The sequence below is a fragment of the Dokdonella sp. genome (assembly GCF_035511235.1).
In the GTDB taxonomy this organism is placed as follows: domain Bacteria; phylum Pseudomonadota; class Gammaproteobacteria; order Xanthomonadales; family Rhodanobacteraceae; genus Dokdonella.
In genome coordinates this window covers 1-22,015 of the sequence record NZ_DATKFQ010000013.1, presented here as the reverse complement: position 1 = coordinate 22,015, position 22,015 = coordinate 1, and the positions used below count along the sequence as shown (strand labels likewise).

The 22,015-nt window shown below is 71.8% G+C and carries 13 protein-coding genes; 6 read left to right on the top strand and 7 right to left on the bottom strand.

The window, feature by feature from the left end; genetic code table 11:
• Nucleotides 1-183: 183 nt before the first annotated feature.
• The 3 genes from VMR06_RS07455 to VMR06_RS07445 all read left to right on the top strand — a co-directional run bounded on the left by VMR06_RS07455 (nucleotide 184) and on the right by VMR06_RS07445 (nucleotide 8,557).
• Nucleotides 184-972: an undecaprenyl-diphosphate phosphatase gene (locus VMR06_RS07455; protein WP_325374702.1), complete on the top strand. Its 789-nt coding sequence runs from the start codon at nucleotides 184-186 to the stop codon at nucleotides 970-972.
• A 46-nt stretch (nucleotides 973-1,018) separates the two neighbouring features.
• A complete protein-coding gene (locus VMR06_RS07450) occupies nucleotides 1,019-3,436 on the top strand; it encodes a winged helix-turn-helix domain-containing protein (RefSeq protein WP_325374699.1) in 2,418 nt (805 codons plus the stop codon).
• 120 nt (nucleotides 3,437-3,556) lie between these two features.
• Nucleotides 3,557-8,557 (top strand): carboxypeptidase regulatory-like domain-containing protein, encoded by a 5,001-nt coding sequence (locus VMR06_RS07445; protein WP_325374697.1) that lies wholly within the window; start codon nucleotides 3,557-3,559, stop codon nucleotides 8,555-8,557.
• Nucleotides 8,558-8,885: 328 nt separating this feature from the next.
• On the opposite strand, the gene VMR06_RS07440 is transcribed toward VMR06_RS07445, so the two are convergent.
• Both VMR06_RS07440 and VMR06_RS07435 read right to left on the bottom strand, forming a co-directional pair.
• Complete coding sequence (locus tag VMR06_RS07440) at nucleotides 8,886-9,518, bottom strand: YbhB/YbcL family Raf kinase inhibitor-like protein (RefSeq protein ID WP_325374695.1); 633 nt, start codon at nucleotides 9,516-9,518, stop codon at nucleotides 8,886-8,888.
• Nucleotides 9,519-9,614: 96 nt separating this feature from the next.
• The gene (locus tag VMR06_RS07435; protein WP_325374692.1) at nucleotides 9,615-11,714 is read right to left on the bottom strand and encodes a tetratricopeptide repeat protein; all 2,100 of its coding nucleotides are present in this window, start codon (nucleotides 11,712-11,714) and stop codon (nucleotides 9,615-9,617) included.
• 155 nt (nucleotides 11,715-11,869) lie between these two features.
• Between VMR06_RS07435 and VMR06_RS07430 the strand changes: the two genes are divergently transcribed.
• Nucleotides 11,870-13,345 (top strand): AAA family ATPase, encoded by a 1,476-nt coding sequence (locus tag VMR06_RS07430; protein WP_325374690.1) that lies wholly within the window; start codon nucleotides 11,870-11,872, stop codon nucleotides 13,343-13,345.
• A 6-nt stretch (nucleotides 13,346-13,351) separates the two neighbouring features.
• Here the strand turns inward: VMR06_RS07430 and VMR06_RS07425 are convergent, their stop codons facing one another.
• Both VMR06_RS07425 and VMR06_RS07420 read right to left on the bottom strand, forming a co-directional pair.
• Nucleotides 13,352-15,133 (bottom strand): glucan ABC transporter ATP-binding protein/ permease, encoded by a 1,782-nt coding sequence (locus VMR06_RS07425; protein WP_325374688.1) that lies wholly within the window; start codon nucleotides 15,131-15,133, stop codon nucleotides 13,352-13,354.
• A 60-nt stretch (nucleotides 15,134-15,193) separates the two neighbouring features.
• Entirely contained in the window at nucleotides 15,194-15,379 is a 186-nt protein-coding gene (locus VMR06_RS07420) for a hypothetical protein (RefSeq protein WP_325374686.1), read from the bottom strand.
• Here VMR06_RS07420 and VMR06_RS07415 point away from each other — a divergent pair.
• Entirely contained in the window at nucleotides 15,360-16,160 is an 801-nt protein-coding gene (locus VMR06_RS07415) for an exodeoxyribonuclease III (protein WP_325374684.1), read from the top strand. The two genes, VMR06_RS07420 and VMR06_RS07415, sit on opposite strands and share 20 nt — an antisense overlap.
• Nucleotides 16,161-16,303: 143 nt before the next feature.
• On the opposite strand, the gene VMR06_RS07410 is transcribed toward VMR06_RS07415, so the two are convergent.
• The 3 genes from VMR06_RS07410 to VMR06_RS07400 form a co-directional block, all read right to left on the bottom strand.
• Entirely contained in the window at nucleotides 16,304-17,659 is a 1,356-nt protein-coding gene (locus VMR06_RS07410; RefSeq protein ID WP_325374682.1) for an AmpG family muropeptide MFS transporter, read from the bottom strand.
• 103 nt (nucleotides 17,660-17,762) lie between these two features.
• Nucleotides 17,763-18,875, bottom strand: a complete 1,113-nt coding sequence (locus VMR06_RS07405) for an anhydro-N-acetylmuramic acid kinase (protein WP_325374680.1) — start codon at nucleotides 18,873-18,875, stop codon at nucleotides 17,763-17,765.
• Complete coding sequence (locus VMR06_RS07400) at nucleotides 18,868-20,346, bottom strand: M23 family metallopeptidase (RefSeq protein ID WP_325374678.1); 1,479 nt, start codon at nucleotides 20,344-20,346, stop codon at nucleotides 18,868-18,870. Before VMR06_RS07400 ends, VMR06_RS07405 begins: the two co-directional genes overlap by 8 nt.
• Before the next feature lie 176 nt (nucleotides 20,347-20,522).
• On the opposite strand from VMR06_RS07400, the gene tyrS reads away from it, so the two are divergent.
• Complete coding sequence (gene tyrS, locus VMR06_RS07395; RefSeq protein ID WP_325374676.1) at nucleotides 20,523-21,734, top strand: tyrosine--tRNA ligase; 1,212 nt, start codon at nucleotides 20,523-20,525, stop codon at nucleotides 21,732-21,734.
• Nucleotides 21,735-22,015 lie beyond the last annotated feature (281 nt).

Below are 22,015 nucleotides of genomic sequence, written 5' to 3'. Positions count from 1 at the left end.
AGGGGCTTGTGCGAGCTCGGCGTTAAGAATGGAGAAGATCAGCACCTGATTGGTGCAAACGAAGCTTCCCTGCGCACCGGTATCGTGCAAGTGCGCGAGGGCGGGCGATTATCGCATCGATGTATGGCAAGGCGGGGTTCTCGCCTATGCTTGCCGGCTCTCCCGTCGCGACGCGCACCGCCCATGTCCGATCTGCTCGATGCCATCGTGCTCGGTATCGTCGAAGGCATCACCGAGTTCCTGCCGATCTCCAGCACCGGCCATCTGCTGATCGCGCAGCACTGGCTGGGCGCGCGCTCGGACACGTTCAACATCGTGATCCAGGCTGGCGCGATCCTCGCCGTCACGCTGATCTACTGGCGGCGGCTGTGGCAGCTGGCGACCGGCTGGCGCGATCCCTCGCATCGCGACTACCTCGCCAAGCTCGCGACGGCGTTCGCGATCACCGCCGTGCTCGGCTTCGTCGTGACGCGGCTGGGATTCACCCTGCCCGACCGCGTCATGCCGATCGCGATCGCGCTGATCGTCGGCGGCTTCTGGATCCTGGCGGCCGAGCGCCTGACCGCGGCGCGACCGCCGAACGCGACGATCACCTGGAAAGTGGCGATCCTGGTCGGCCTCGCGCAGATCGTCGCGGCGATCTTTCCGGGCACCTCGCGCTCGGCCGCGACGATCTTCACCGCGATGCTGGCCGGCGCCAACAGCCGGCCGGCGGCGACCGAGTTCGCGTTCCTGGTCGGCATTCCGACGATGTACGCGGCCAGCGGCTATCAGATCCTCAAGAAGCTGACCGAAGGGCCGGGCCAGGAGGACTGGGTTCTGCTTGGCGTCGCGTTCGTCAGCGCAACGATCACCGGCTTCATCGCCGTCAGATGGCTGATCGGCTACATCGGCAGCCACAGCTACCGGCCGTTCGCGATCTACCGGATCGTGTTCGGTGCGATCCTGCTGCTGGTGGTGCCGGGGGGATGAGAGCGGGTGCGCGCCGGGCGGTGGTCCGGCGCCGGCGTCGGGGTCGATGAGTACACCAGTCTTCCAATTCGGCGATTTCAGGCTCGACGCCGCGCGGCGCGAGCTGTGGCAGGGCGGCGAGCGTCTGGTCATCCCGCCGAAGGTGTTCGACTGCATCGCCTATCTCGTCGAGCACCGCGCGCGCGCGGTCGGCCGCGACGAGCTGATCGCCGCGGTCTGGGGCAAGGCCGACGTCACCGACAACCTGCTCGACCAGGTGATGCTGCGCGCCCGGCGCGCGCTCGGCGACACCGGCGAACAGCGCCGCTACATCCTGACGATGCCGCGCTTCGGCTTCAGCTGGGTCGCGCCGACCGATCAAGTGCCGGCTTCGGCGGGCCTCGCACCGCAGCCGCTGGCGGCCGGGTCCGCCGCGGAGTCGGCGCCGGTCGGCACGCGCGAGCGGGCCGGATCCGATCCCGTTGCGCCGGTTGCGCCTGCGTCCGCTGCGCGCCGGCGCGTCGCACCGTGGGTCTGGGCCGCCGGCTTCGCCGCCGCGATCGCCGCTGCCGCCGCGGTCTGGCTCTGGCGTCCCGCGCAGGCACCGCTGCCGGGCGCGGCCACGTCCGATGCGACTGCGGCTCTGGTGCTGCCGGTCGAGGTCAGGGCCGAAGGGGCCTTCGCCTGGGTGCGGCTCGGCGTCATGGACCTGGTCGCCGAACGCCTGCGGCTGACCGGCCGGCCGGTTCTGCCGAGCGACAACGTCGTCGCGCTGACGCGCGACCGCGGCCCGTGGACGCGCGGCAGTCCCGCGACCGCCGAGCTCGGACGCGCCGCCGGTGCCTCGCTGCTGATCGCCAGCGAGGCCACGCTGGCCGAAGGGCGCTGGCGCGTCGCCCTGCGCACGATCTCCGGCACCGAGTCGCCGATCCTGGTCGAGGGCCAGGCCAGCGACGTGCTCGACGCGGCGCGGCTGGCCTCCGATCAGCTCGAGCAGGCGCTCGGCTGGTCGCTCGGCGCCGAGAATCCGCTGCCCAACGATCCGGCGCTGTCGCTGATCCTGCGCCAGGTCGACGCGGCCTTGCTGGCCGATCAGACCGCGCTGGCGCGGCGCCTGCTCGACGGCCTCGACGCCGAGCAGCGGGCGGTGCCGGAGATGCGCTTCCGGCAGGCCTCGGTCGATTTCCGCGACGGCGATCTGGACGCCGCGGCCGCCGGGTATCGCGCGCTGCTCGAGGCGGTATCGGCCGCCGACGCGCCGCTGCTGCGCGCCCGCATCCTGTCGGGCCTGGGCAACGTCCATCTGCGCCGCGACCAGCCGGCCGAACTCGAAGCGCTGTCGGACCAGGCGATCGACCTGCTCGCCGGGCAGCCGCCGACGGCCGAGCTCGGCCGCGCGCTGACCGGCCGCGCGATCGCGCGCAGCACGCAGGGCCGCTTCGACGCGGCGATGGAGGATTTCGCGCGCGCGCGCATCGTGCTCGAGAGCGTCGGCGACCGCTTCGGCCTGACCCGCGTGGACATCAACATCGGCATCCTCGATGCGCGCCGCAACCGCTACGCCGAGGCGCTGCCGGTGCTGACCACGGCCGCCGACCGGTTGACCGCGTTCGGCGACTTCACCAACGAGCTCTACGCGCGCGTCGCGCTGGCGCGCGCGCGGCTGGAGTTGCTCGATCCCGGTTCGGCGCTGGCCGGCGACGAGCGCCTGCGCGAGCTGATCCAGAACGAGCCGTCCGCGGCGCTGCGCCGCTACGCCAGCCTGGTGCGGATTCTCGTGCACGACGCGAACGGACGGCTGCAGGCCGGCCGGGCGCTGACCGACAGCCTCGGCGCCGACGCCGCCGCGGCCGGGGATACCGTCATGGCGGCGCTGGCGGCGGCGGTCGCGGCGCGCGCGGCCTGGGCCGACGGCGACGCGGCTGCGGCGGCCGCTGCGGCTCGGCGAGCGCTGGCCACCGACTGGTGGAACGAAGGCCCGCTCGACTATGCGCGCACCTGGCGCATCCTGACGCTTGCGCAGCAGCGGGCGGCCATGCCGGCCGAGGCCGCCGCCGCGCTCGACGGGCTGCGCCGCTGGGCGACCGATCGCCGCGACGGCGGCATCGGCATCCAGCTGGCGCTGGCCGAGGCCGCGCTGGCCGCAGACGAAGACGCGCGCGCCGCCTACGAGCGCGCGCTGACGCTGGCCGAGGAGCGGCGCGTGCCGTCCGAGCTGATCGAGATCGCCCAGGCCTATCTGCCGTGGCTGATCGAGCGCCGCGACTTCGCGCGGGCCGGCGTGATCGCCGGGCGGACCGCCGGCTGGGCCGAGCGCGACTACGACGCGGCCCTGCTGCAGCTCAGGCTCCAGCATGCGCTCGGCAACCTCGCCGGCTGGCGCAATGCGCTGGCGCGGGCGCGGTCCCTGGCCGGCGAGCGACGCGTGCCCGAAGCACTGCTGCAGGCGCCGGCCGCGCGCGGTCAGGGGGCGTCAGATGCCTGACCGGTCATGACGTAAGGGACAGGTAAGGCCGCACGAAGCGCGGTCGAATGTGGGCGTCGGCGGCCCGTGGCACCGTCGGGACCGCAATCGGGGCCGTCGTGGCCCTGGCGAGGACCCTCCATGAACAACAGCAGCAAGCCCGGCCGGCGTGGCACGGGCATCTCCTGGCGCGCGCTCGGCGTCGCCGCGCTGACCGCGATCGCCGCGGCCGTCGCTGGGGTCGCCTCGCCGGCGCTCGGCGGGCCGGCCGAGGCCGGCGTGATCGTCCGTCCGCAGCGCCCGGGACCGGCCCTCGACGGCAGCGGCGCCGAGATCGACCAGGCCCTCCTGCGCGGCCTGCAGAGCGGCACGCCGCGCAGCTTCGTCATCGAATTCAAGGAACAGGCGGACCTGTCCGCAGCGGCCGGCATGGACTGGCAGCAGCGCGGCCGCTACGTCTACGAGCAGCTGCGTGCCGCCGCCGAGCGCGCGCAGGCGCCGCTGCGTTCGACGCTGCGCGCGCGCGGCGCGACGGCCGAAGCGTTCTGGATCAAGAACGCGATCGTCGTGCGCGACGGCGACATCGCCGCGCTGCAGGCCGCCGCGGCCAGTCCGCAGGTCAAGCGCATCCGCGCGTTGCCGACGACACGGCTGGTCGAGCCGGTCGAGCCGCCGGTGGCGGTCGCCGCGCGCGGCGCCGATACGGTCGGCGACAATCTCAGCTGGGTCGGGGCCGACCGGGTCTGGGCGCAGGGCACGACCGGCGCCGGCGTGACGGTCGGTCTGATCGACACCGCGGTCTTCTTCCAGCACGAGGCCCTGGTGTCGCAATATCGCGGCAACCTCGGCAACGGCAGCTTCGACCACGACTACAACTGGCTCGGCGTCATGCCCGAGCCGTACGCCGGCATCGAACAGCACGGCACGCATGTGCTCGGCACGATCCTCGGCGACAGCCGCAGCGCCAGCGGCCGCCAGCGCATCGGCATGGCGCCGGACGCGCAGTGGATCGCCTGCGACGGCTTTCCGATGGAGGCCGATCCGGCGCTGATGCTGCTGCGCTGCGGCCAGTTCATGCTGGCGCCGCATCGCCGCGACGGCAGCGGCGCCGATCCGGACAAGCGGCCGCAGGTCGTCAACAACTCCTGGTCCGAAGGCAATTGCGACGGCACGGCCACCGCGTTCTATGCCGACATGATCGACGCCTGGGTCGCCGCCGGCATCTTCCCGGCGTTCGCGGCCGGCAACACGTTCAGCTGCGGCCTGTCCGAGCCGCCGGGTCTGTCGAGCCTCTCCAGCCCGGCCGCGCTCGGCACCACGTTCGCGATCGGCTCGACCGGCAATCACGACGGCGCATACGCGGTCCATTCGCTGTGGGGACCGACCGCCGATCCGAGTCCCGGCCTGCCGCTGCATCCCGATCCGCGCGGCTATCCGCAGCTCAAGCCGCAGGTGGTCGCGCCGGGCGTGGAGATCCGCTCGGCCCTGATCGACGACGCCCAGGCCTACGGCACGATGACCGGCACCTCGATGTCGACGCCGCACGTGACCGGACTGGTCGCGCTGATGATCGACGCCGCGCCGTGTCTGGCCGGCGACTACGCGACGCTCGGCGGCCTGATCATGCAGACCGCACGCCCGATCCCGTATGCGACCGGCGGCACGCCGTCGCCGGGACCCGGCAACGTACCGAACTACGCGACCGGTTGGGGCGAGATCGACGCGGTCGCGGCGGTCGACGCCGCGGCCGGGATCTGCGGCCCGACCGGTTCGGTCGGCGGCCAGGTCAGCGATGCGGCGGGACGCCCGGTCGCCGGCGCGACCGTGACCTTCCTCGACGCCGGCGCGCAGCCGGTGCACCAGACCACCACCGACGGCAGCGGCCAGTACGTGCGCCGCCTGCCTGCCGCCGGCGCGACTTATGGCCTGCGCGTGTCGGCCTACGGCTATCTGCCGTACACCGAGACCGGCATCGTCGTCACGGCCGGCCAGCAGGCGCGGCTCGACGTCGTGCTGCCGGCGGCCCCGAGCCACAAGGTCTCGGGCATCGTCACCGATGCGGCGACCGGCTGGCCGCTGCACGCGCGCATCACCGTGGTCGGCGCGCCGCTCGCGCCGATCTGGACCGATCCGTCCAGTGGCCGCTACTCGCTGCAGCTGGCCGAGGGCGCGAGCTATCGCCTCGACGTCGAGCCCGGCATCACCGGCTACCGCGCGGCATCGCGCGAGCTCGGTCCGCTCACCGCCAGCCGCGCCGAGGATTTGACGCTCGAGGCCGACGCGGCGCGCTGCGCGGCGCCCGGCTATGCCTATTCGGGCACGAGCTTCGGCGAGAACTTCGAATCCGGCGCGCTGCCGCCGGGCTGGACGCGCAGCAGTCAAGGCATCGGCTGGCTGTTCGGCAGCGCCGGCGAATATTCGAGCAACTACTTCGCGATTCCCGAGCACGGCCGCTTCGCGGTCAACAACGACGAGCTCGGACCCGACACCGGCTGGGCCAACGACGCGCGCTTCGATTATCTGGTCATGCCGGCGATGAACCTCAGTGGCCTGGACCGGCCCGCGCTGCGCTATCGCAGCTTCCATACCTACGTGCCGGACGCTTTCAGCAGCGGCGAGCCGGCGCGCGTCGAGGCCAGCACCGACGGCGGCGCGACCTGGGTGCGCCTGGGCGTGCCGACGTCGACCACGTTCGTCGACGGCTGGACCGACGAGGCGGTCGATCTGACGCCGGTGATCGGCCCGTCCGTGCTGATCCGCTTCCATGCCGACGACCTCGGCACCGACGAGTGGGATCTGCTCGGCCCCGGCTGGGCGATCGACGACGTCGCGATCCGCACCGGCTGCACGGCGCCGGCGAACGGCGCGCTGATCGTCGGCCAGGTCCGCGATGCCAACACCGCGCTGCCGCTGGACGGCGCGCAGGTGCGCGTCGACGGCGGCGCGCCGGTCACGACGCGCGCCAGCGCCGACCCGTCGATCGGTTCGGGCTACTACGCGATCCACGCGCCGGCCGGTGCCGGCGCGCTGATCGCGACGCCCGGTCCGTCGCTGATCGCCGGCTACGGCGAGGTCCAGGTACCGGTTGCCGCGGGCGCCGGCACCGAGCGGCGCGATCTGGGTCTGCCGGCCGGGCGGCTGCGGCTGTATCCGGAGCGGCCCTCGGCCACGGTCGAGCTCGGCACGACCGGCAGCGCGACGATGACCGTCAGCAACACCGGCGGCTGGCCGCTGACGTTCGGTTTCGAAGGCGTCGCGGTCGAGGAGCACTTCGAGGACGCGTTCCCGCCGGCCGGCTGGACGCTGCTCAATCACGCCACCGGCTGCACCTGGACGCGGCCGACGCGCCTGGGCAACTACGCCGGCGGAAACGGCCTGCCGGCCGGCATCGATCTGTGGGACTGCCGCGACGACGGCCCGGTCGACACCTCGCTGGTCACGCTGGCGATCGACCTGTCCGGCAGCGCGACCGCGTCGATGGGCTTCTTCGTCGCGATGTCGGTCGGCGCCGACAGCTGGCCGCGCCTGGACGTCGACGCCTCGATCGACGGCGGCGCGACCTGGACCACCGTGCACAGCCTGACCACCGACATCGCCTACGACGCGCCGCATCTGCAGGAGATCGACCTGTCCGCATTCGCTGGTCATGCGGCGGTGCAGGTGCGCTTCCATTACACGGCCCTGCCGCCGTGGGGCTACGTGATGATCGACCAGGTCCATCTGTTCAATTCGATCTCCAAGAGCGGAACGGTGACGATGGCGCCCGACCACGGGCCGCTCGCGGCCGGCGAGAGCCGGACGATCACGGTCGGCTTCGACGCGCGCTCTCTCGACCAGCCTGGCGTCTATCCGCTGGCGGTGCGCGTCGCCGAGGACACGCCGTACGAATGGCCGTTCGGCGATGTCGAGGCGGTCATGACGGTCACCGCGCCGGCGCACTACGGATCGGTCGGCGGCGTCGTGCGCGGTCTGGGGTCGTGCGATCTGTCGCCGCTGCCGATCGCCGGCGCGACCGTGCACCTCCAGGCCGGTTCGCAGACCTATACGACGAGGACCGCCGCCGACGGCAGCTACCGCTACTGGCTGCCGGGCTCGATCGGGACGCTGTCGGTCACGATCGAAGCCGACGGCCACCTCGGCCAGACCCGGCCGGTGACGCTGAGCGCCGGCGTCCAGACGCCGCTCGACTTCGATCTGCGCCTGCTCGCGCCGTGCCTGCTGCCCGATCCGGGTGCGCTGAGCGCGTTCGTGCAGCCGGGCCAGACGCTGCAGCGTCCGTTCGATCTGCTCAATGCCGGCCCGGTCGCCGGCAACTGGCAGGCCCGTGCCGGCGGCGATCCGAGCGTGCTGGTGCCGGTGTCGGTCGCGCAGACCAACAGCCTCGATCCGGAGCAGTTCACGAGCGTCGGCTGCGTCGTGCCGGCGACCGGCTATTCGCTCGAGAACCGCTACTTCCGCGTGTTCCAGCCGGCCGAACTCCCGGGCAGCGGCTCGATCCGGCAGATCAGCGGCATCAGCTTCGCGATCGATTCGGCGACTTCGCCGACCGGCACGCAGCCGCTGACGGTCCGCCTGCACCAGCTGGCCGGCCCGCTGTCGCTGGCCAACATGAGCCTGGTCGCCGAAACCGTGGTCGCCGTGACCGACGATCCACTGGCGCGCTATCGCGCCACGTTCGATACGCCGGCCGTGGTCGCGCCCTCGGCGGTGCTGGTCGCCGAGCTCCACGTGCCGATCGGCACGCAGGCCGGTACCAGCGTCTACCCCGGTGGCAACACGCTCGGCGGCCGCGCGCCGGCGTACTGGGCGTCGGCCAGCTGCGGCCTGCCCGAGCCGGTCTCGATGATCGAGGCCGGTTACGGCTGGATCAATTTCCTGATCGAGCTGGACGTGCTCGACAGCGATCCGTGCGGCCCGACCGCGACGGCGGTGCCGTGGCTCAGTGTCGCGCCGGGCGCCGGCAACGTGCCGGGTGACGGCAGCACCGCGCTGACCGCGACGCTGGCGGCCGGCAGCCAGCCGATCGGCCTGCATCGCGGCTCGATCTGCCTGGCCGCGGACGGCGCCCGTCCGGCCGTCATGCCGGTCACGTTGAACGTCGCGACCGACGTCGACCGGATCTTCTCCGACGGCTTCGACTGATCACGCGCGATCCAGCGATCCGGCCGCCGCCTGCGCGGCGGCCGCGCACGGCCCGGCGATCCGCGAGGATCGGCCGGGCCGTTGCGTGAGAGGCGTAGACCATGCGCGTCGGTCCGCGCCGGAGCGGACCCGACGCTCCCGGGCGGTTTCGTCGCGGCGGGTCCGCAAGGCCGGTCGAGCATGCGTCGAACATCCACGGGCTGCCGGCATCGCCGAACGGCCCGTTTCGCCGAGTTACCGGAACGGCATGCCGGCGCCGGTCCGATCCGGCGACGGCACCGCAGCGCGGCCGGCGACCGGACGATCCGCCGCGCCGCGATCGGCCGGTTCAGCGTCCGACGCGCGGGTTGAGCGTGTAGGTGCCGGTCAGTGCCGCTTCGGCCAGCACGTGACCGGCCATCGCGGCGCGCACGTCGCTCAGCGTGAAGCGGTCCGGCAGCTCGAGCCGGGCCACGTCGAGCGCGTAGACGCGGAAGTGGTAGTGATGCAGGCGCGCGTCGTTCCACGGCGGGCACGGACCGTCGTAGCCGAAGTAGTCGCCGCCCATCTCGGCGTCGCCGGCGAACCAGCCGGTGTAGTCGTTGAGGCCCTGGCGTGCGCCGGGCGGCCCGAACGGCTCGCGCTTGCCGCGCGCGACGACGCCCTCCGAGCAACTGCCGGCCGACAGCTCGCGGCAGTCGACCGGAATGTCGACCATCAGCCAGTGCGTGAACTCGGCGCGCGGCAGATCGGCCGGCACTTCGCGGCCGGCCTGGTTGACGTCGTCGCCGACGGTCGGCACGTCGGTGTCGATGCACATCAGCACGAACGAGGCGGTCCGCTCCGGCACGTCGCGCCAGGCCAGATGCGGATTGCGGTTGTCCGAGAACACGCAGGGCTCGCCGTTCGGGCCGGGCCGGCCGAACGCGAACGCGGCCGGAATCGGGCCGTCCTGGGAAAAGTCGTCGCTGCGAATCTGCATGATGCCAATCTCCGGTTGCGTGAGAGAGCGTGGAACGGTCGCGGTGCGCCGTCGCGCGCAGACGTCATCGACGCCGACGCCGTGCCGTCGCCGGACTCAGGCCGCCGCGTCGTCGCCGGCGACCTGCGCGAACGGCTCGGCGAGGACGCTCGCATAGTGACGCCAGTGTCCGGCCGGGAAGCGCGACGGCAGACCGCCGGGCCACTGGTCGGCCTGCGCCAGCTCCGGGCCGCGGCGCAGCAGACCGCCGAGGCCGAGGAACGCCGACAGGCCGGCACCGCCGGTGGCCGGATCGGCCAGCACCGCGTCGGCATCGACGTGCAGCCGGCGCGGATCGTCCAGGCCGGCGCCGTGGTGCAGATGGCGCTGCGCGCGGGCCAGCCAGCGCGCAGCGGCGGCGACGTCGCTGCAGCCGATGCCGGGCAGCCAGCCGAACGCGAGCCAGTTCAGCAGCGCATCGCGCGGATCGCGCTCGACCACGATCAGGCGTGCGCCGGGCATCGCCTGGCGCAGCAGCGCCAGCAGGCGCGCATCCCAGCGCGGCAGCCAGTCGACCACGGTGGCGTCGGCGGGGATGCCGGCGCGGCGCAGCGGCGCGACGTAGCGGGCGCGGATCGCATCGATCGCCGCGTCGTCGAGTTCGCGATAGGCCTCGAATCGCGGCGAGGTGAAATCGTCGTCGCGCTGCCAGCGGCCGCTGCGGTCGCGCAGTACGACCAGATCCGGCTGATCGGCGAGCAGCGCCGCGATCCGCTCGACGCCGCTGCCCGGCGCGCCGAGCAGCAGCACCGGCGCTTCGGCCCAGGCCGGCTTCGCGGCGCCGGCCAGCGCGGCGTCGAGCTCCGCCGGCACCGTGCGGCTGAGCGGATGCAGCGCGCTCGGCGCCCCGTGCTGGGCCTGCGCGAATGCGCGCGCGGCCTGGGCATGGTCGCCGGCGTGGTCGTGAACCTGGCCGAGATAGTTCAGGCACTGGCGGCGGCTGTTCTCCGACAGCGGCCGGCTGTTCCAGTCCTCGAGCAGCTCGCGTGCGCCGGCGTCGTCGCCGTCGCGCAGCCGCGCCCGGATCCGGACCAGGATCGCGCCGGGCTCGTCGGGCTTGAGCGCGATGACGCGTTCGGCCGCGGCGAGCGCGGCCGGATACTCGCCCTGCCGCTCGTGCAGCTGGGCCAGGCGGATCTGCGCCTGCAGATCGTCCGGATCCTGCTCGGCCAGCACGGCCCACTCGGTGATCGCCTCGGCCGGCCGCCCGATCGCGGCATTGACCTCGGCGCGCGCGGCGCGCACGGTGCGGTCGTTCGGATGGCGCTGCAGGAACTGGTCGTAGGCGGCCATCGCCTCGTCGCGGCGGCCGAGCTCGGTCAGGCACCAGGCCAGCGGCACGACGATCTGGGCCTGGCCCGGACTCGCCGCCAGCGCCGCGCGATAGCCTTCCACGGCGGTATTCAGATCGCCGCGCGCGCGAGCGACGTCGGCGAGGCCGAGGGCGCCGATCGGACCGAACGAGGGATGCTCGGCCAGCGTGCGGAAGTGCGGCTCGGCCTCGTCGGGCCGTCCGCCCTCGAGCAGCAGCTGCGCGAGCATGTGCCGCGCCGGATGCAGGTTCGGGTTCAGGCGCAGCGCGTTGCCGTAGGCCTGTTCGGCGAACGCGGGCGTGCCGCGTTGCGTGAACGCGCGGCCGAGCAGGAACTGGATCTGCGGATCGCCCGGCGCCAGTTCGGCCGCGCGGGTCAGCTGCTTGAGCGCAGTCTCGGCATCCCCGCGCTCGAGCGCGATCGAGCCCAGGCCCGCGTGGGCGGCCGGCGACTCGGCCAGGCGCAGCGCCATGTGGAAATGCTGCTCGGCACGCGTGGTCTCGCCGAGCATCAGCAGTGCCTGGCCGAGCCCGGCGTGCACGATCGCCTGGTTCGGATCGAACGACAGCGCATGCTCGTAGCGCCGGCACGCGCCGGCGAAATCGCGCTTCTCGAAGCAGACGTTGCCGAGGCCGATCATGATGTCGATGCGGTCCGGCGCCAGCTCGTGCGCGCGCAGCATCAGCGCCTCGCCCTCGTCGTAGGCACCGAGCTCGCGGCGCAGGATGCCGTACATGTAGAGCGCCTCGATGTCGTTCGGGTGCTCGGCCAGCCAGAGGCGATATCCCTCGTCGGCCTCGGCGTAGCGGCCCGTGCGGTGCAGTTCGATCGATTGCTTCAACATGAATTGGGGAATCCGGCGCGCAAAGACGGCGATTATGCCGCAGCGCGCCGCCGGGCAGCGGATGCCCGCACGTGCCGGTCCGCAGCATGGCGGGCGGCGGTTCCAAAGCCGCCGCCACGCTCTACACTGCCGCTCCGGCCGCCGACCTCCCGTTCATGAGTCCCCACCAGAATCTTTCCGCCCTGCTGCGCGCACGCACGCCGCTGCTGATCGTCGAGTCGGCGGCCGAGCACCAGGTCGTCGACGGTTTCCGTCACGCGATCTCGCAGAGCCTGCGGCCGCTGTACCGCTGGTCGATCACCGATGGCCTGGTGCGTCTGGACATGGACATGGACGGCGATCCGCCGCCGCCGGATACCACCGCCCTGCTCGAGGCGATCAAGCGCCACGCCGAGCCCGGCATCTACCTGCTGCTCGACTTCATGCCGTACCTGCGCTACCCGATGGCGCTGCGGATGCTGCGCGAGATCGTGCTGCGCAGCGGCGTGGCCGAGCACACGCTGGTGCTGGTCGCGCCGCGCGTGGAGCTGCCCGAGGATCTGCAGCCGCACGCGACCCGCTTCGAGCTGCCGCTGCCGGGCGCCGAGGCGATCGCCGCGATGCTGCGCGAGGAGGCGTTCCGCTATTCGCGCGAGCACGGCCGCCGCGTCGAGGTCGACGCCGAGGCCGCGCGCGCGATCGTGCGCAACCTGCGCGGGCTGGTGCTCGAGGATGCGCGCCGCATCGCGCGCAAACTGATCCAGGACGACGGCGCGCTGACCGTCGGGGATCTGCCGGCGCTGGCGCAGGCCAAGCACCGCCTGCTCGACCGCAACGGGCTGCTGCATTTCGAGTACGAGACCGCCGCGTTCGCCGACGTCGCCGGCCTGGCGCGGCTCAAGCGCTGGGTCTCGCAGCGCCGCGCCGCGTTCATCGGGGCGCGCCAGCCGGTCAGGCTCGATCCGCCCAAGGGCGTGCTGCTGCTCGGCGTGCAGGGCTGCGGCAAGAGCCTCGCCGCCAAGGCGATCGCCGGCGGCTTCGGCGTACCGCTGGTGCGCCTGGACATCGGCACGCTCTACAACAAGTACCACGGCGAGACCGAGCGCAACCTGCGCGAGGCCCTGCGCAATGCCGAGCTGCTGGCGCCGTGCGTGCTGTGGATCGACGAGATCGAGAAGGGCTTGGCCGGCGACGACAACGACGCCGGCGTCTCGCGCCGCGTGCTCGGCTATCTGCTGACCTGGATGGCCGAGCGCAAGGCCGCGGTGTTCCTGGTCGCGACCGCCAACCAGGTCGACCGCCTGCCGGCCGAGCTGCTGCGCAAGGGCCGCTTCGACGAGGTGTTCTTCGTCGACCTGCCCGACGCGGCGACGCGCGAGCAGATCTTCGCGATCCATCTGCGCCGCCGCGCCTTGCGCGGCGAGGACTTCGACCTGCCGGCGCTGGCTGCGGCCAGCGAAGGCTATTCGGGTGCCGAGATCGAGCAGGTCGTGGTCGCCGCGCTCTACGCGGCGGTCGCCGAGGACACCGCGCCGGCGCAGCGCCATCTGCTCGAGTCGATCGCGGCGACGCGACCCTTGTCGGTGCTGATGGCCGAGCCGGTCGCCGCGCTGCGCGCCTGGGCGCGCGAGCGCACCGTACCGGCCGACTGACCGGCGCTACGCCGCGCTGGCGAGTGCCGGCGCCGCTGCCGCCTCCTCGGCATCGGCATCGGCCGCGAATTGGCCCTGGTTGGCGAGCTCGGCGAACAGGCCGCCGGCTGCGATCAGTTCCTCGTAACGGCCCTGCTCGACCAGCCGTCCCCGATCGAGCACCAGGATCCGATCGGCATTGCGCACGGTCGAGAGCCGGTGCGCGATCACGAACGTCGTGCGGCCTTTCGCCAGCGTCGCGAATGCACGCTGGATGCGCGCCTCGGTCGCGTTGTCGAGTGCGCTGGTGGCCTCGTCGAGGATCAGGATCGGCGCGTCCTTGAGCATCGCGCGCGCGATCGACAGCCGCTGGCGCTCGCCGCCCGACAGCGAGCGGCCGCGCTCGGCGACCAGGGTCTGGTAGCCGTCCGGTTTGGCGAGGACGAACTCGTGCGCCTCCGCCGCGCGCATCGCCGCCTCGATCGCGGCCGGGCCGGCCTCCGGATCGGCGACGCGCAGATTCTCGAGGATCGAGCGGTAGAACAGTCCCGGCTCCTGGAACACCACGGCGATCGCGCGGCGCAGCGACTCCAGACGCAGCGTGCGCAGGTCGTGGCCGTCGATCGTGATGCGGCCGTGCTGCGGATCGTAGGCGCGATACAGCAGCGACAGCGCGGTGGTCTTGCCGGCGCCGGTCGGGCCGACCAGCGCGATCGTGCTGCCGGCCGGTACGTGGAAGCTGAGGCCCGACACCGCCGGCATTGCCGATCCATAGCCGAAACCGACACCCTCGAACGCGACCTCGCCGCGCACGGTCGCCAGGTTGATCGCATCGTCGGCGTCGGTCACGCCCGGCGTCTCGTCGAGCACCGTGAAGAAGTCGCGCAGCGAGTGGGTCTGGAAGAACAGGTTCGAGACGAAGCCCGCGAACTGCTCGAGACGTCCGATCAGCATCAGCGAGAAGCCGACGAAGCTGACGATGTCGCCGACGCTGGCCTCGCCGCGCCCGTGCAGATACGCGCCGAGCGCGAAGATCGCCACGACCGTCAGCGTGCTCGCGGTGCGGTTGAGCACCGACAGGATCGCCCAGCCGTTCAGCACCGGATATTGCGCCGACAGCACGCGCTGCATCAGCGCGCGCAGCGAGCGGGTCTCCTCGCCGATCCGCGTGAAGCTCTGCACGACCGAGATGTTGCCGAACACGTCGCCGGCGCGCGCGGCGATCTCCTGGTGCAGACGCTCGACCTCGCCCTGCGCGCGATGCGTACGACGCACGGTGACCGCGTTGAAGATCGTGAAGCAGATCATCAGCGCGACCATCAGCACGGCCAGCCGCCAGTTCATCCAGACCGCCAGCGGCACCATCACGAGGATCGCCAGCAGCGTCGCCAGATGCTCGCGGAAGAAGCCGAGCCACAGCCCGAACAGATTGCCGACACCGGCATTCATGATGCGCCCGAGCCGACCGGTGTGGTTCTCGCCGTGGAATGCCAGCGGCAGCGTCGCGGCGTGCTCGAAGAACGCCGCGATCGCGGCCAGGCGGCGCCGGTGCGCGAGGCGGTCGGCGTGCAGCGACACCCAGACGCCGGCGACGACGCCTGCCAGGCCGATGCCGGCCCACAGCGCGATCAGGCGCGGCGCGTCGTGCGCGCCGTCCTTGCCGAGCGCGTCGACGACACGGCCGAACAGCATCGGCTCCAGGAAGTACACGCCGGCCAGGCCGAGGTTGGCCAGCGCCAGCAGCATCGCCAGCCGCCACTTGGGCGCCAGCAGTCCGAGGACCCGCCCATACAGACGCAACACCGACACGGCAGCTCATCCGATCTCGAGGCGCGCGATCGCGCGGCGCGCATTGGCGCATCGATCGGCTCAAGCCAGGCTGAACGCAGCCGCCTGCGCGGGCCGATCGGGGCCTGCGACACCAAACGTGACAATCGCCTGATCCGCCGGGTCCGGCATACCGCCCTCGTGCACCGGCTTGGCCTGCCGCCGCCGGGCCGCTACGCTCTGGCGACGACGATCACCGGTCATCCGCATGCGCATCATCAGCTTCAACGCCAACGGCATCCGTTCGGCAGCCAACAAGGGCTTCTTCGACTGGCTGGCGCAGCAGGACGCCGACGTCACCTGCATCCAGGAGACCAAGTCGCAGGAGGACCAGCTCGTCGACGCCCGATTCCGTCCGGACCGCCACCACTGCTTCTATCGCGACGCGATCACCAAGAAGGGCTACAGCGGCGTCGCGATCTACTCGCGCCGAGAGCCAGACGAGGTGCGCACCCAGCTCGGCTGGGCCCCGTTCGACGATGAGGGGCGCTACATCGAGGCGCGCTACGGCAATCTCAGCGTGGTCTCGTTCTACATCCCGTCCGGCTCGTCCGGCGACGAGCGCCAGCAGTTCAAGTATCGCGCGATGGCATATCTGAAGCCGGTCTTCGACGAATGGCTCGCCAGCGGACGCGACTACGTGCTGTGCGGCGACTGGAACATCGTGCGCGCGCGCAACGACATCAAGAACTGGACGTCCAATCAGAAGAATTCCGGCTGCCTGCCCGACGAGCGCGCCTGGCTCAACGGCCTGATCGCCGACGAGTGCGGCGACGGCACGCCGGCACCGTCGCATGGCTGGGTCGACAGCTTCCGCGCGGTCAAGCCCGACGCGGTCGAGTACACCTGGTGGTCCAACCGCGGCCAAGCGCGCGCCAACAACGTCGGATGGCGCATCGACTACCAGATCGTCACGCCGTCGCTGCGCGACCGCGTGCGCGCCTGCGCGATCACCGCCGAGCCGCGCTTCTCCGATCACGCGCCGTACGCGGTCGACTACGACCTGTAGCGATACCGCTGCCGGACGCGCCGCCACCCTGTCCGATCGCGATGGCGCGCGCGCCGCTCCGGCCGCGCCGCATCGCCACCGTGCCGGTCAATCGCGTCCGAGCGGATTCGGCGAGTGCGGTGGAGGCGCCTGGCGTGCGCATCTCAGCGAGGCGCTTCGGCCGATGGCGCCGGCGCGGCGCCATCGGCCGAGCGGCGCAGGCCGGCCTCGCCGATCGTGTCCTCGACCAGGCCGGCGCGCATCAGCCACGCGAACAGCACGATGCCCGGCAGCGCGGCGACCGTGGTCAGCAGGTAGAAGTCGATGTAGCCCAGGCGCTCGATCAGGCTGCCGGCGGTCGTGCCGGTGACGAAACGGCCGACGATCGAGGCGGCGGCCGACAGCAGCGCGAACTGCGTCGCCGTGAACGACAGATTGCACAGCGCCGACAGATACGCGACCACGACTACCCCGCCGATGCCGCTGGCGATGTTCTCGAAGCACATCGCGAACGCGAGCAGCGCATTGCTGTGGCCATAGGCCGCGAGTCCGGCGAACGACAGGTTCGACACGCCCATCAGCACCAGGCTCAGCATGACCGAGCGCTTCAGGCCCAGGCGCGTGTAGAGCAGGCCGCCGAGGAAGATGCCGACCAGATAGGCGACGAAGCCGAAGCCGACATCGTACTGGGCGATCTCCGCGTTGCTGTAGCCGAGCTCGTCGAGCAGCAGGCGCAGCGTCAGATTGGCCAGCGTGTCGCCGAGCTTGTGCATCAGCACGAAGGCCAGCACCAGCCAGGCGCCGTGGCGGCTGAAGAATTCGGTCAACGGCGCGACCACCGCGGCGAGCATCGCCGCGGCACTGCGCGCCGCGACCGGCTCGCGATGGCGCGGCGGCTCGCCGAGCCACAGGCAGGCCGCCACCGCCGGCAGCACGAAGGCCGCGCAGAGGAGGTAGGCACCGGTCCAGCCGAGCGAGTCGGCCAGCAGCAGCACCAGCGCACCGGCCGATACCGAGCCGATGCGCCAGCCGTACTGCGACATGCCCGAGCCGACGCCGAGCTGGCGCGGTTCGAGGCTTTCGATGCGATAGGCGTCGATGACGATGTCGAACGTCGCGCCGGCCACGCCGACCAGCACCGCTGCCACCGCAGTCGCGCCCAGATGTGCGGCCGGTTCGGCGAAGCCGAGGAATGTCACTGCGGCCGCGACGCCGGCGGCCGACAGCAGCAGCCACGAGCGGCGATGGCCGAGCCGGCCGAGCAGCGGCAGGCGCACGCGATCGACCAGCGGCGCCCACAGGAACTTGATGTTGTAGACCAGGAACGCCAGCGAGAACGCGGTGATGGAGCGCTTGTCGATGCCGTCCTGAGCCAGCCGCGTGGTCAGCGTGGCGCCGATCATCGCGTACGGGAACCCCGAGGAGATGCCGAGCAGCAGCGCGGCGACCGGTGCCCGTTCGAGATAGGGTCCGAGCAGCGCGGCGAGACCGCCGCGGCGGTCGGGCGAAGAGGGCGTCATGCGCGGCATGCTAGCCGATCGGCCGGGCATGCGGCCGATTGCATCGCATCGGCGTCGAACTCGGCCCCGGCGCGCTCCGATCCGCGTGGCTTCGGATCGCCGATCAGCGACCGGGACCCGGCGGATGGATCGCGCCGAGCAGGCGCGGACCGCGCGCACCGGTCACCGCCGGCAGGTTGCCGGGGCGCCCTTCCAGGCGTTCGCGCGCGAGCCAGGCGAACGTCGCGGCCTCGACGAAGTCCGGGTCGACGCCGGCCGCGGCGGTGCTGCGTACGATCGCCGGGGCCAGCGCCGCGCCGAGCGCGTCGATCAGCGCGCGGTTGTGGACGCCGCCGCCGCAGACCAGCACCTCGCGCAGGCCGCCGCACGCTGCAGGATCGAGCGCGTCCGCGATGCTGCGCACGGTCAGCGCCAGCAGGGTCGCCTGCACGTCGCGCGCGTCGCAGGCGGCCGGCAGCCGTGCGTCGAGCCAGTCCAGATTGAAGTATTCGCGACCGGTGCTCTTGGGCGCCGGCATCGCGAAGTACGGGTCGTCGAGCAGGCGCGCCAGCAACGACGGCTCGAGCGTGCCGCCGGCCGCCCAGGCGCCGCCGGCATCGCGCATCTGGCCCAGATGGCGGGACGCCCAGGCGTCCATCAGGCAGTTGGCCGGCCCGGTGTCGAAGCCGCGCACCGATCCGTCCGCGCCGATCAGCGTGACGTTGGCGATACCGCCGAGGTTGAGCACCGCGCACGGCGCACGCGCGGCGAACGCCGCGGCATGGAACGCCGGCGCGAGCGGCGCGCCCTGGCCGCCGGCGGCGACGTCGCCGCGGCGGAAGTCGGCGATCGTGACGAGGCCGGTGCGCTCGGCGATCACGCTCGGATCGCCGATCTGCAGCGTGAACGGATGCGGTGCCGCGGGGCGGTGGCAGATCGTCTGGCCGTGCGAGCCGATCGCGCGGACCGCTGCTGCCTCGACGCCGGCTGTGTCGAGCAGGGCCAGCGCAGCGGCCGCGAACGCCGCGCCGATCTCGACGTCGAGCGCGCCGTAGTCGTCCAGCGCGATCTGCGCCGAGGCGCGCGCCAGCGCGAGGATCCGGACGCGCAAGGCTTCCGGATACGGATAGGTGTGTGCGCCGAGGATGCGCGGTTCGGCGCCGAAGCTCAGCAGGGCGGCATCGATGCCGTCGGCGCTGGTACCGGAAATGAGTCCGAGATAGAGCGCTTCAGCCATTGCCCGCCGGCCGCGGCGAGCCGCTCGCGGCGAGGCGGCTGCCGTCGACCATCTGCAGCTTGGCCAGCATCGGCGAGGTCTGCTGGCGGAAGCGGGCCAGCTCGCCGGCCGGCAGCGGAGCCGGCGGCGGCAGCGTGACCGTCAGCGGATCGCGGTGCGCGCCGCCGATGCGGAATTCGTAGTGCAGATGCGGGCCGGTGGCGAGGCCCGTCGAGCCGACGTAGCCGATCGTCGAACCCTGCGACACGCGCTGGCCGACCTTGACGCTCGCGAAGCGCGACATGTGGCCGTACAGCGTGGTGTGCTTGCCTTCGTGCTGGATGATGATCGTGTTGCCGAAGCCGTTCTGCCAGCCGCGGAACGTGATCTTGCCGTCGCCGGCGGCGCGGATCGGCGTGCCGGTCGGCGCGGCGTAGTCCACGCCCTTGTGCGCGCGCATGTAGCCGAGCACCGGATGCTTGCGGCCGGCACTGAACTTCGAGGAGATCCGCGTGAACTCGACCGGCGTGCGCAGGAAGCTCTTGCGCAGCGGGCGGCCGTCCTCGGTGTAGTAGACGGTCTCGCCGTTGGTGTCGGTGTAGCGCACCGCGGTGTAGCGCTTGCCCTGGTTGACGAACGTGGCCGCCAGCACCTCGCCGTTGCGCAGGCGTTCGCCTTCGCGGTAGACCTCGTCGTAGATCACGCTGAAGCTGTCGCCCTCGCGCAGATCCTGCGCGAAGTCGATGTCGTAGCCGAACGCGTTGGCGAGCTTGATGACCATCGCATCGCTGATGCCGGCCTGTTCGCCTGCATCGAACAGCGATCGCGTGACCACGCCGTGCGCAACCTGGACGCGGCGCTCGACCAGCCGGTCCTGCACCGCCTCCTGCACGCCGTCGCCGCTGAACTGCAGCGTCACGCGCGCGTCGTCGCCGCGGTCGAAGCGCATCGCACGCAGCGAGCCGTCAGCGGCCAGATCGAACGCGAACTCGTCGCCGGGGCGGATCCGCCGCAGCGCCGAGGCGTCGTCCTGCGCATCGAGCGCGCGCTGCAGATCGTTCGGCGACAGGCCCTGCTCGCGGAAGATGTCCGACAGCGACTGGCCGGCCTTGACGCGCACGATGCGCCATTCCGGCGCGCTGCCGGCGGTGGCATCGGCCAACGCGGCGATCGCCGGATCGGCCTCGTCGAGCGGGCGCTGCGGCAGGTCGATCTGCACGGTGGTATAGGTGACCGGCACCGGATCCTGGCGCGTCGCGCCGGCGAACGTCGGCACGATGAAGCCGGCCAGCACGATGGCGGTGACGGCTGCGCCGCCGAGAACCCAGTGTTCGCGCCGCCAGGACACCGGCGCGGCCGATACGTTCTGGACGAAGGTCCAGTTCGCGCAGCGCGAATAGAGCTGAAAGTAGTGACGCTGAACCCAGCGGCGGATGGCGAGCGGGCGATTGCCCGAGCGGGTGGCCTGCGGCCGCTGGGAATGGTCGGTCACTGCTGTCGCCTCGGTGGTACTGGCGGCGTACCATACCGGCCCCCCGCAAGCGCCGTCAACGCCAATGTTTACGCGGGTTTGCGTGATTTTCTTGAGTAACGAATAATTAACGCGGGCGCTCGCTTTCGGCCGGTCGGCGCCGCTCGTCCCTTCCCCACTTCTGCTCTGGATCCTTCATGTCCGCTACCCAGTCCGCCCTCGACCTGATCGGTCGCGGCGCCGAAGAAATCATCAAGCACGACGAGCTCGAGGCGCGGTTGCGGACCGGCCGGCCGCTGCGGATCAAGGCCGGCTTCGATCCGACTGCGCCGGACCTGCACCTGGGCCACACCGTCCTGTTGAACAAGATGCGGCAGTTCCAGGATCTCGGCCACCAGGTGATCTTCCTGATCGGCGACTTCACCGGCATGATCGGCGATCCGACCGGCAAGAACGTCACGCGCAAGCCGCTGACGCGCGAGGACGTCGCGGCCAACGCGCGGACCTATGCCGACCAGGTCTTCAAGGTGCTCGACCGCGAGCGCACCGAGCTGCGCTTCAACAGCGAGTGGTTCGACCCGATGCCGGCAGCCGACATGATCCGGCTGGCCGCGCAGCACACGGTCGCGCGCATGCTCGAGCGCGACGACTTCGCCAAGCGTTACGGAGCACAGCAGCCGATCGCGATCCACGAGTTCCTCTATCCGCTGGTGCAGGGCTACGACTCGGTCGCGCTGCGCGCCGACGTCGAGCTCGGCGGCACCGACCAGAAGTTCAACCTGCTGATGGGCCGCGGCCTGCAGGAGCACTACGGGCAGCCGCCGCAGGTCGTGCTGACGATGCCGCTGCTCGAGGGGCTCGACGGCGTCGCCAAGATGTCCAAGTCGCTCGGCAACTACATCGGCATCAGCGAGCCGGCGATCGACATCGTGACCAAGACGATGAAGATCGGCGACGAGCTGACCTGGCGCTGGATCGATCTGCTGAGCTTCGATATCTCGATCGCCGAAGCCGCGCAGCTGCGCGAGGCGGTCGCGTCCGGCCAGCTCAATCCGCGCGATCTCAAGCTGCGTCTCGCGCGCGAGCTGGCGGCGCGCTTCCACGGCGCGGCCGCCGCCGAGCAGGCGATCGCCGGCTGGCATGCCGTGGTGCGTGGCGAAGGCGATACCGCGCTGCTGCCGCTGACCGATGTCGTGGTGCCGACCGAAGGCGTGCGCCTGCCGGCGCTGCTGACCGCGGCAGGACTGACCGCCAGCAACTCCGAGGCCAATCGCAAGCTCAAGGAGAACGCCGTGCGCATCGACGCGCAGGTCGTCGTCGACGCGCAGCGCATGTTCGCGCCCGGCTTCGAGGGCGTGCTGCAGGTCGGCAAGCGCACGTTCGCGCGCGTGCGCCTCGTCGCGGCCTGAGGCGCCGCGCGGTCGCGGCGGCGCGCGATCGGCCCGCCGCCGAGAAATTTTCATCGATCCCCCTTCCCGAAAGGTAGCGATGTGGTTAGGATGCGCGCCCCTTGCAGGGAAGGCCGGAAGGCCGAAGCGGGGTCGGCGCAGGAAGGGCCGGCGGGCGCGGGCGGAGCGGTTGAAGTCGAGGCGCACGCAGGTGTTGACGGACGCGAAAATGGTTGTATGATGCGCGGCTCCCTCGGACGAAATGTCGTGAGGGGCGGGACGAAGAAAGTCTCGCAAGCGAT

Coding starts and splice junctions, on each gene's coding strand:
- VMR06_RS07455 (WP_325374702.1), top strand. CDS start 184: ATGTCCGATCTGCTCGATGCCATCGTGCTCGGTATCGTCGAAGGCATC.
- VMR06_RS07450 (WP_325374699.1), top strand. CDS start 1,019: ATGAGTACACCAGTCTTCCAATTCGGCGATTTCAGGCTCGACGCCGCG.
- VMR06_RS07445 (WP_325374697.1), top strand. CDS start 3,557: ATGAACAACAGCAGCAAGCCCGGCCGGCGTGGCACGGGCATCTCCTGG.
- VMR06_RS07440 (WP_325374695.1), bottom strand. CDS start 9,518: ATGCAGATTCGCAGCGACGACTTTTCCCAGGACGGCCCGATTCCGGCC.
- VMR06_RS07435 (WP_325374692.1), bottom strand. CDS start 11,714: ATGTTGAAGCAATCGATCGAACTGCACCGCACGGGCCGCTACGCCGAG.
- VMR06_RS07430 (WP_325374690.1), top strand. CDS start 11,870: ATGAGTCCCCACCAGAATCTTTCCGCCCTGCTGCGCGCACGCACGCCG.
- VMR06_RS07415 (WP_325374684.1), top strand. CDS start 15,360: ATGCGCATCATCAGCTTCAACGCCAACGGCATCCGTTCGGCAGCCAAC.
- VMR06_RS07410 (WP_325374682.1), bottom strand. CDS start 17,659: ATGACGCCCTCTTCGCCCGACCGCCGCGGCGGTCTCGCCGCGCTGCTC.
- VMR06_RS07405 (WP_325374680.1), bottom strand. CDS start 18,875: ATGGCTGAAGCGCTCTATCTCGGACTCATTTCCGGTACCAGCGCCGAC.
- tyrS (WP_325374676.1), top strand. CDS start 20,523: ATGTCCGCTACCCAGTCCGCCCTCGACCTGATCGGTCGCGGCGCCGAA.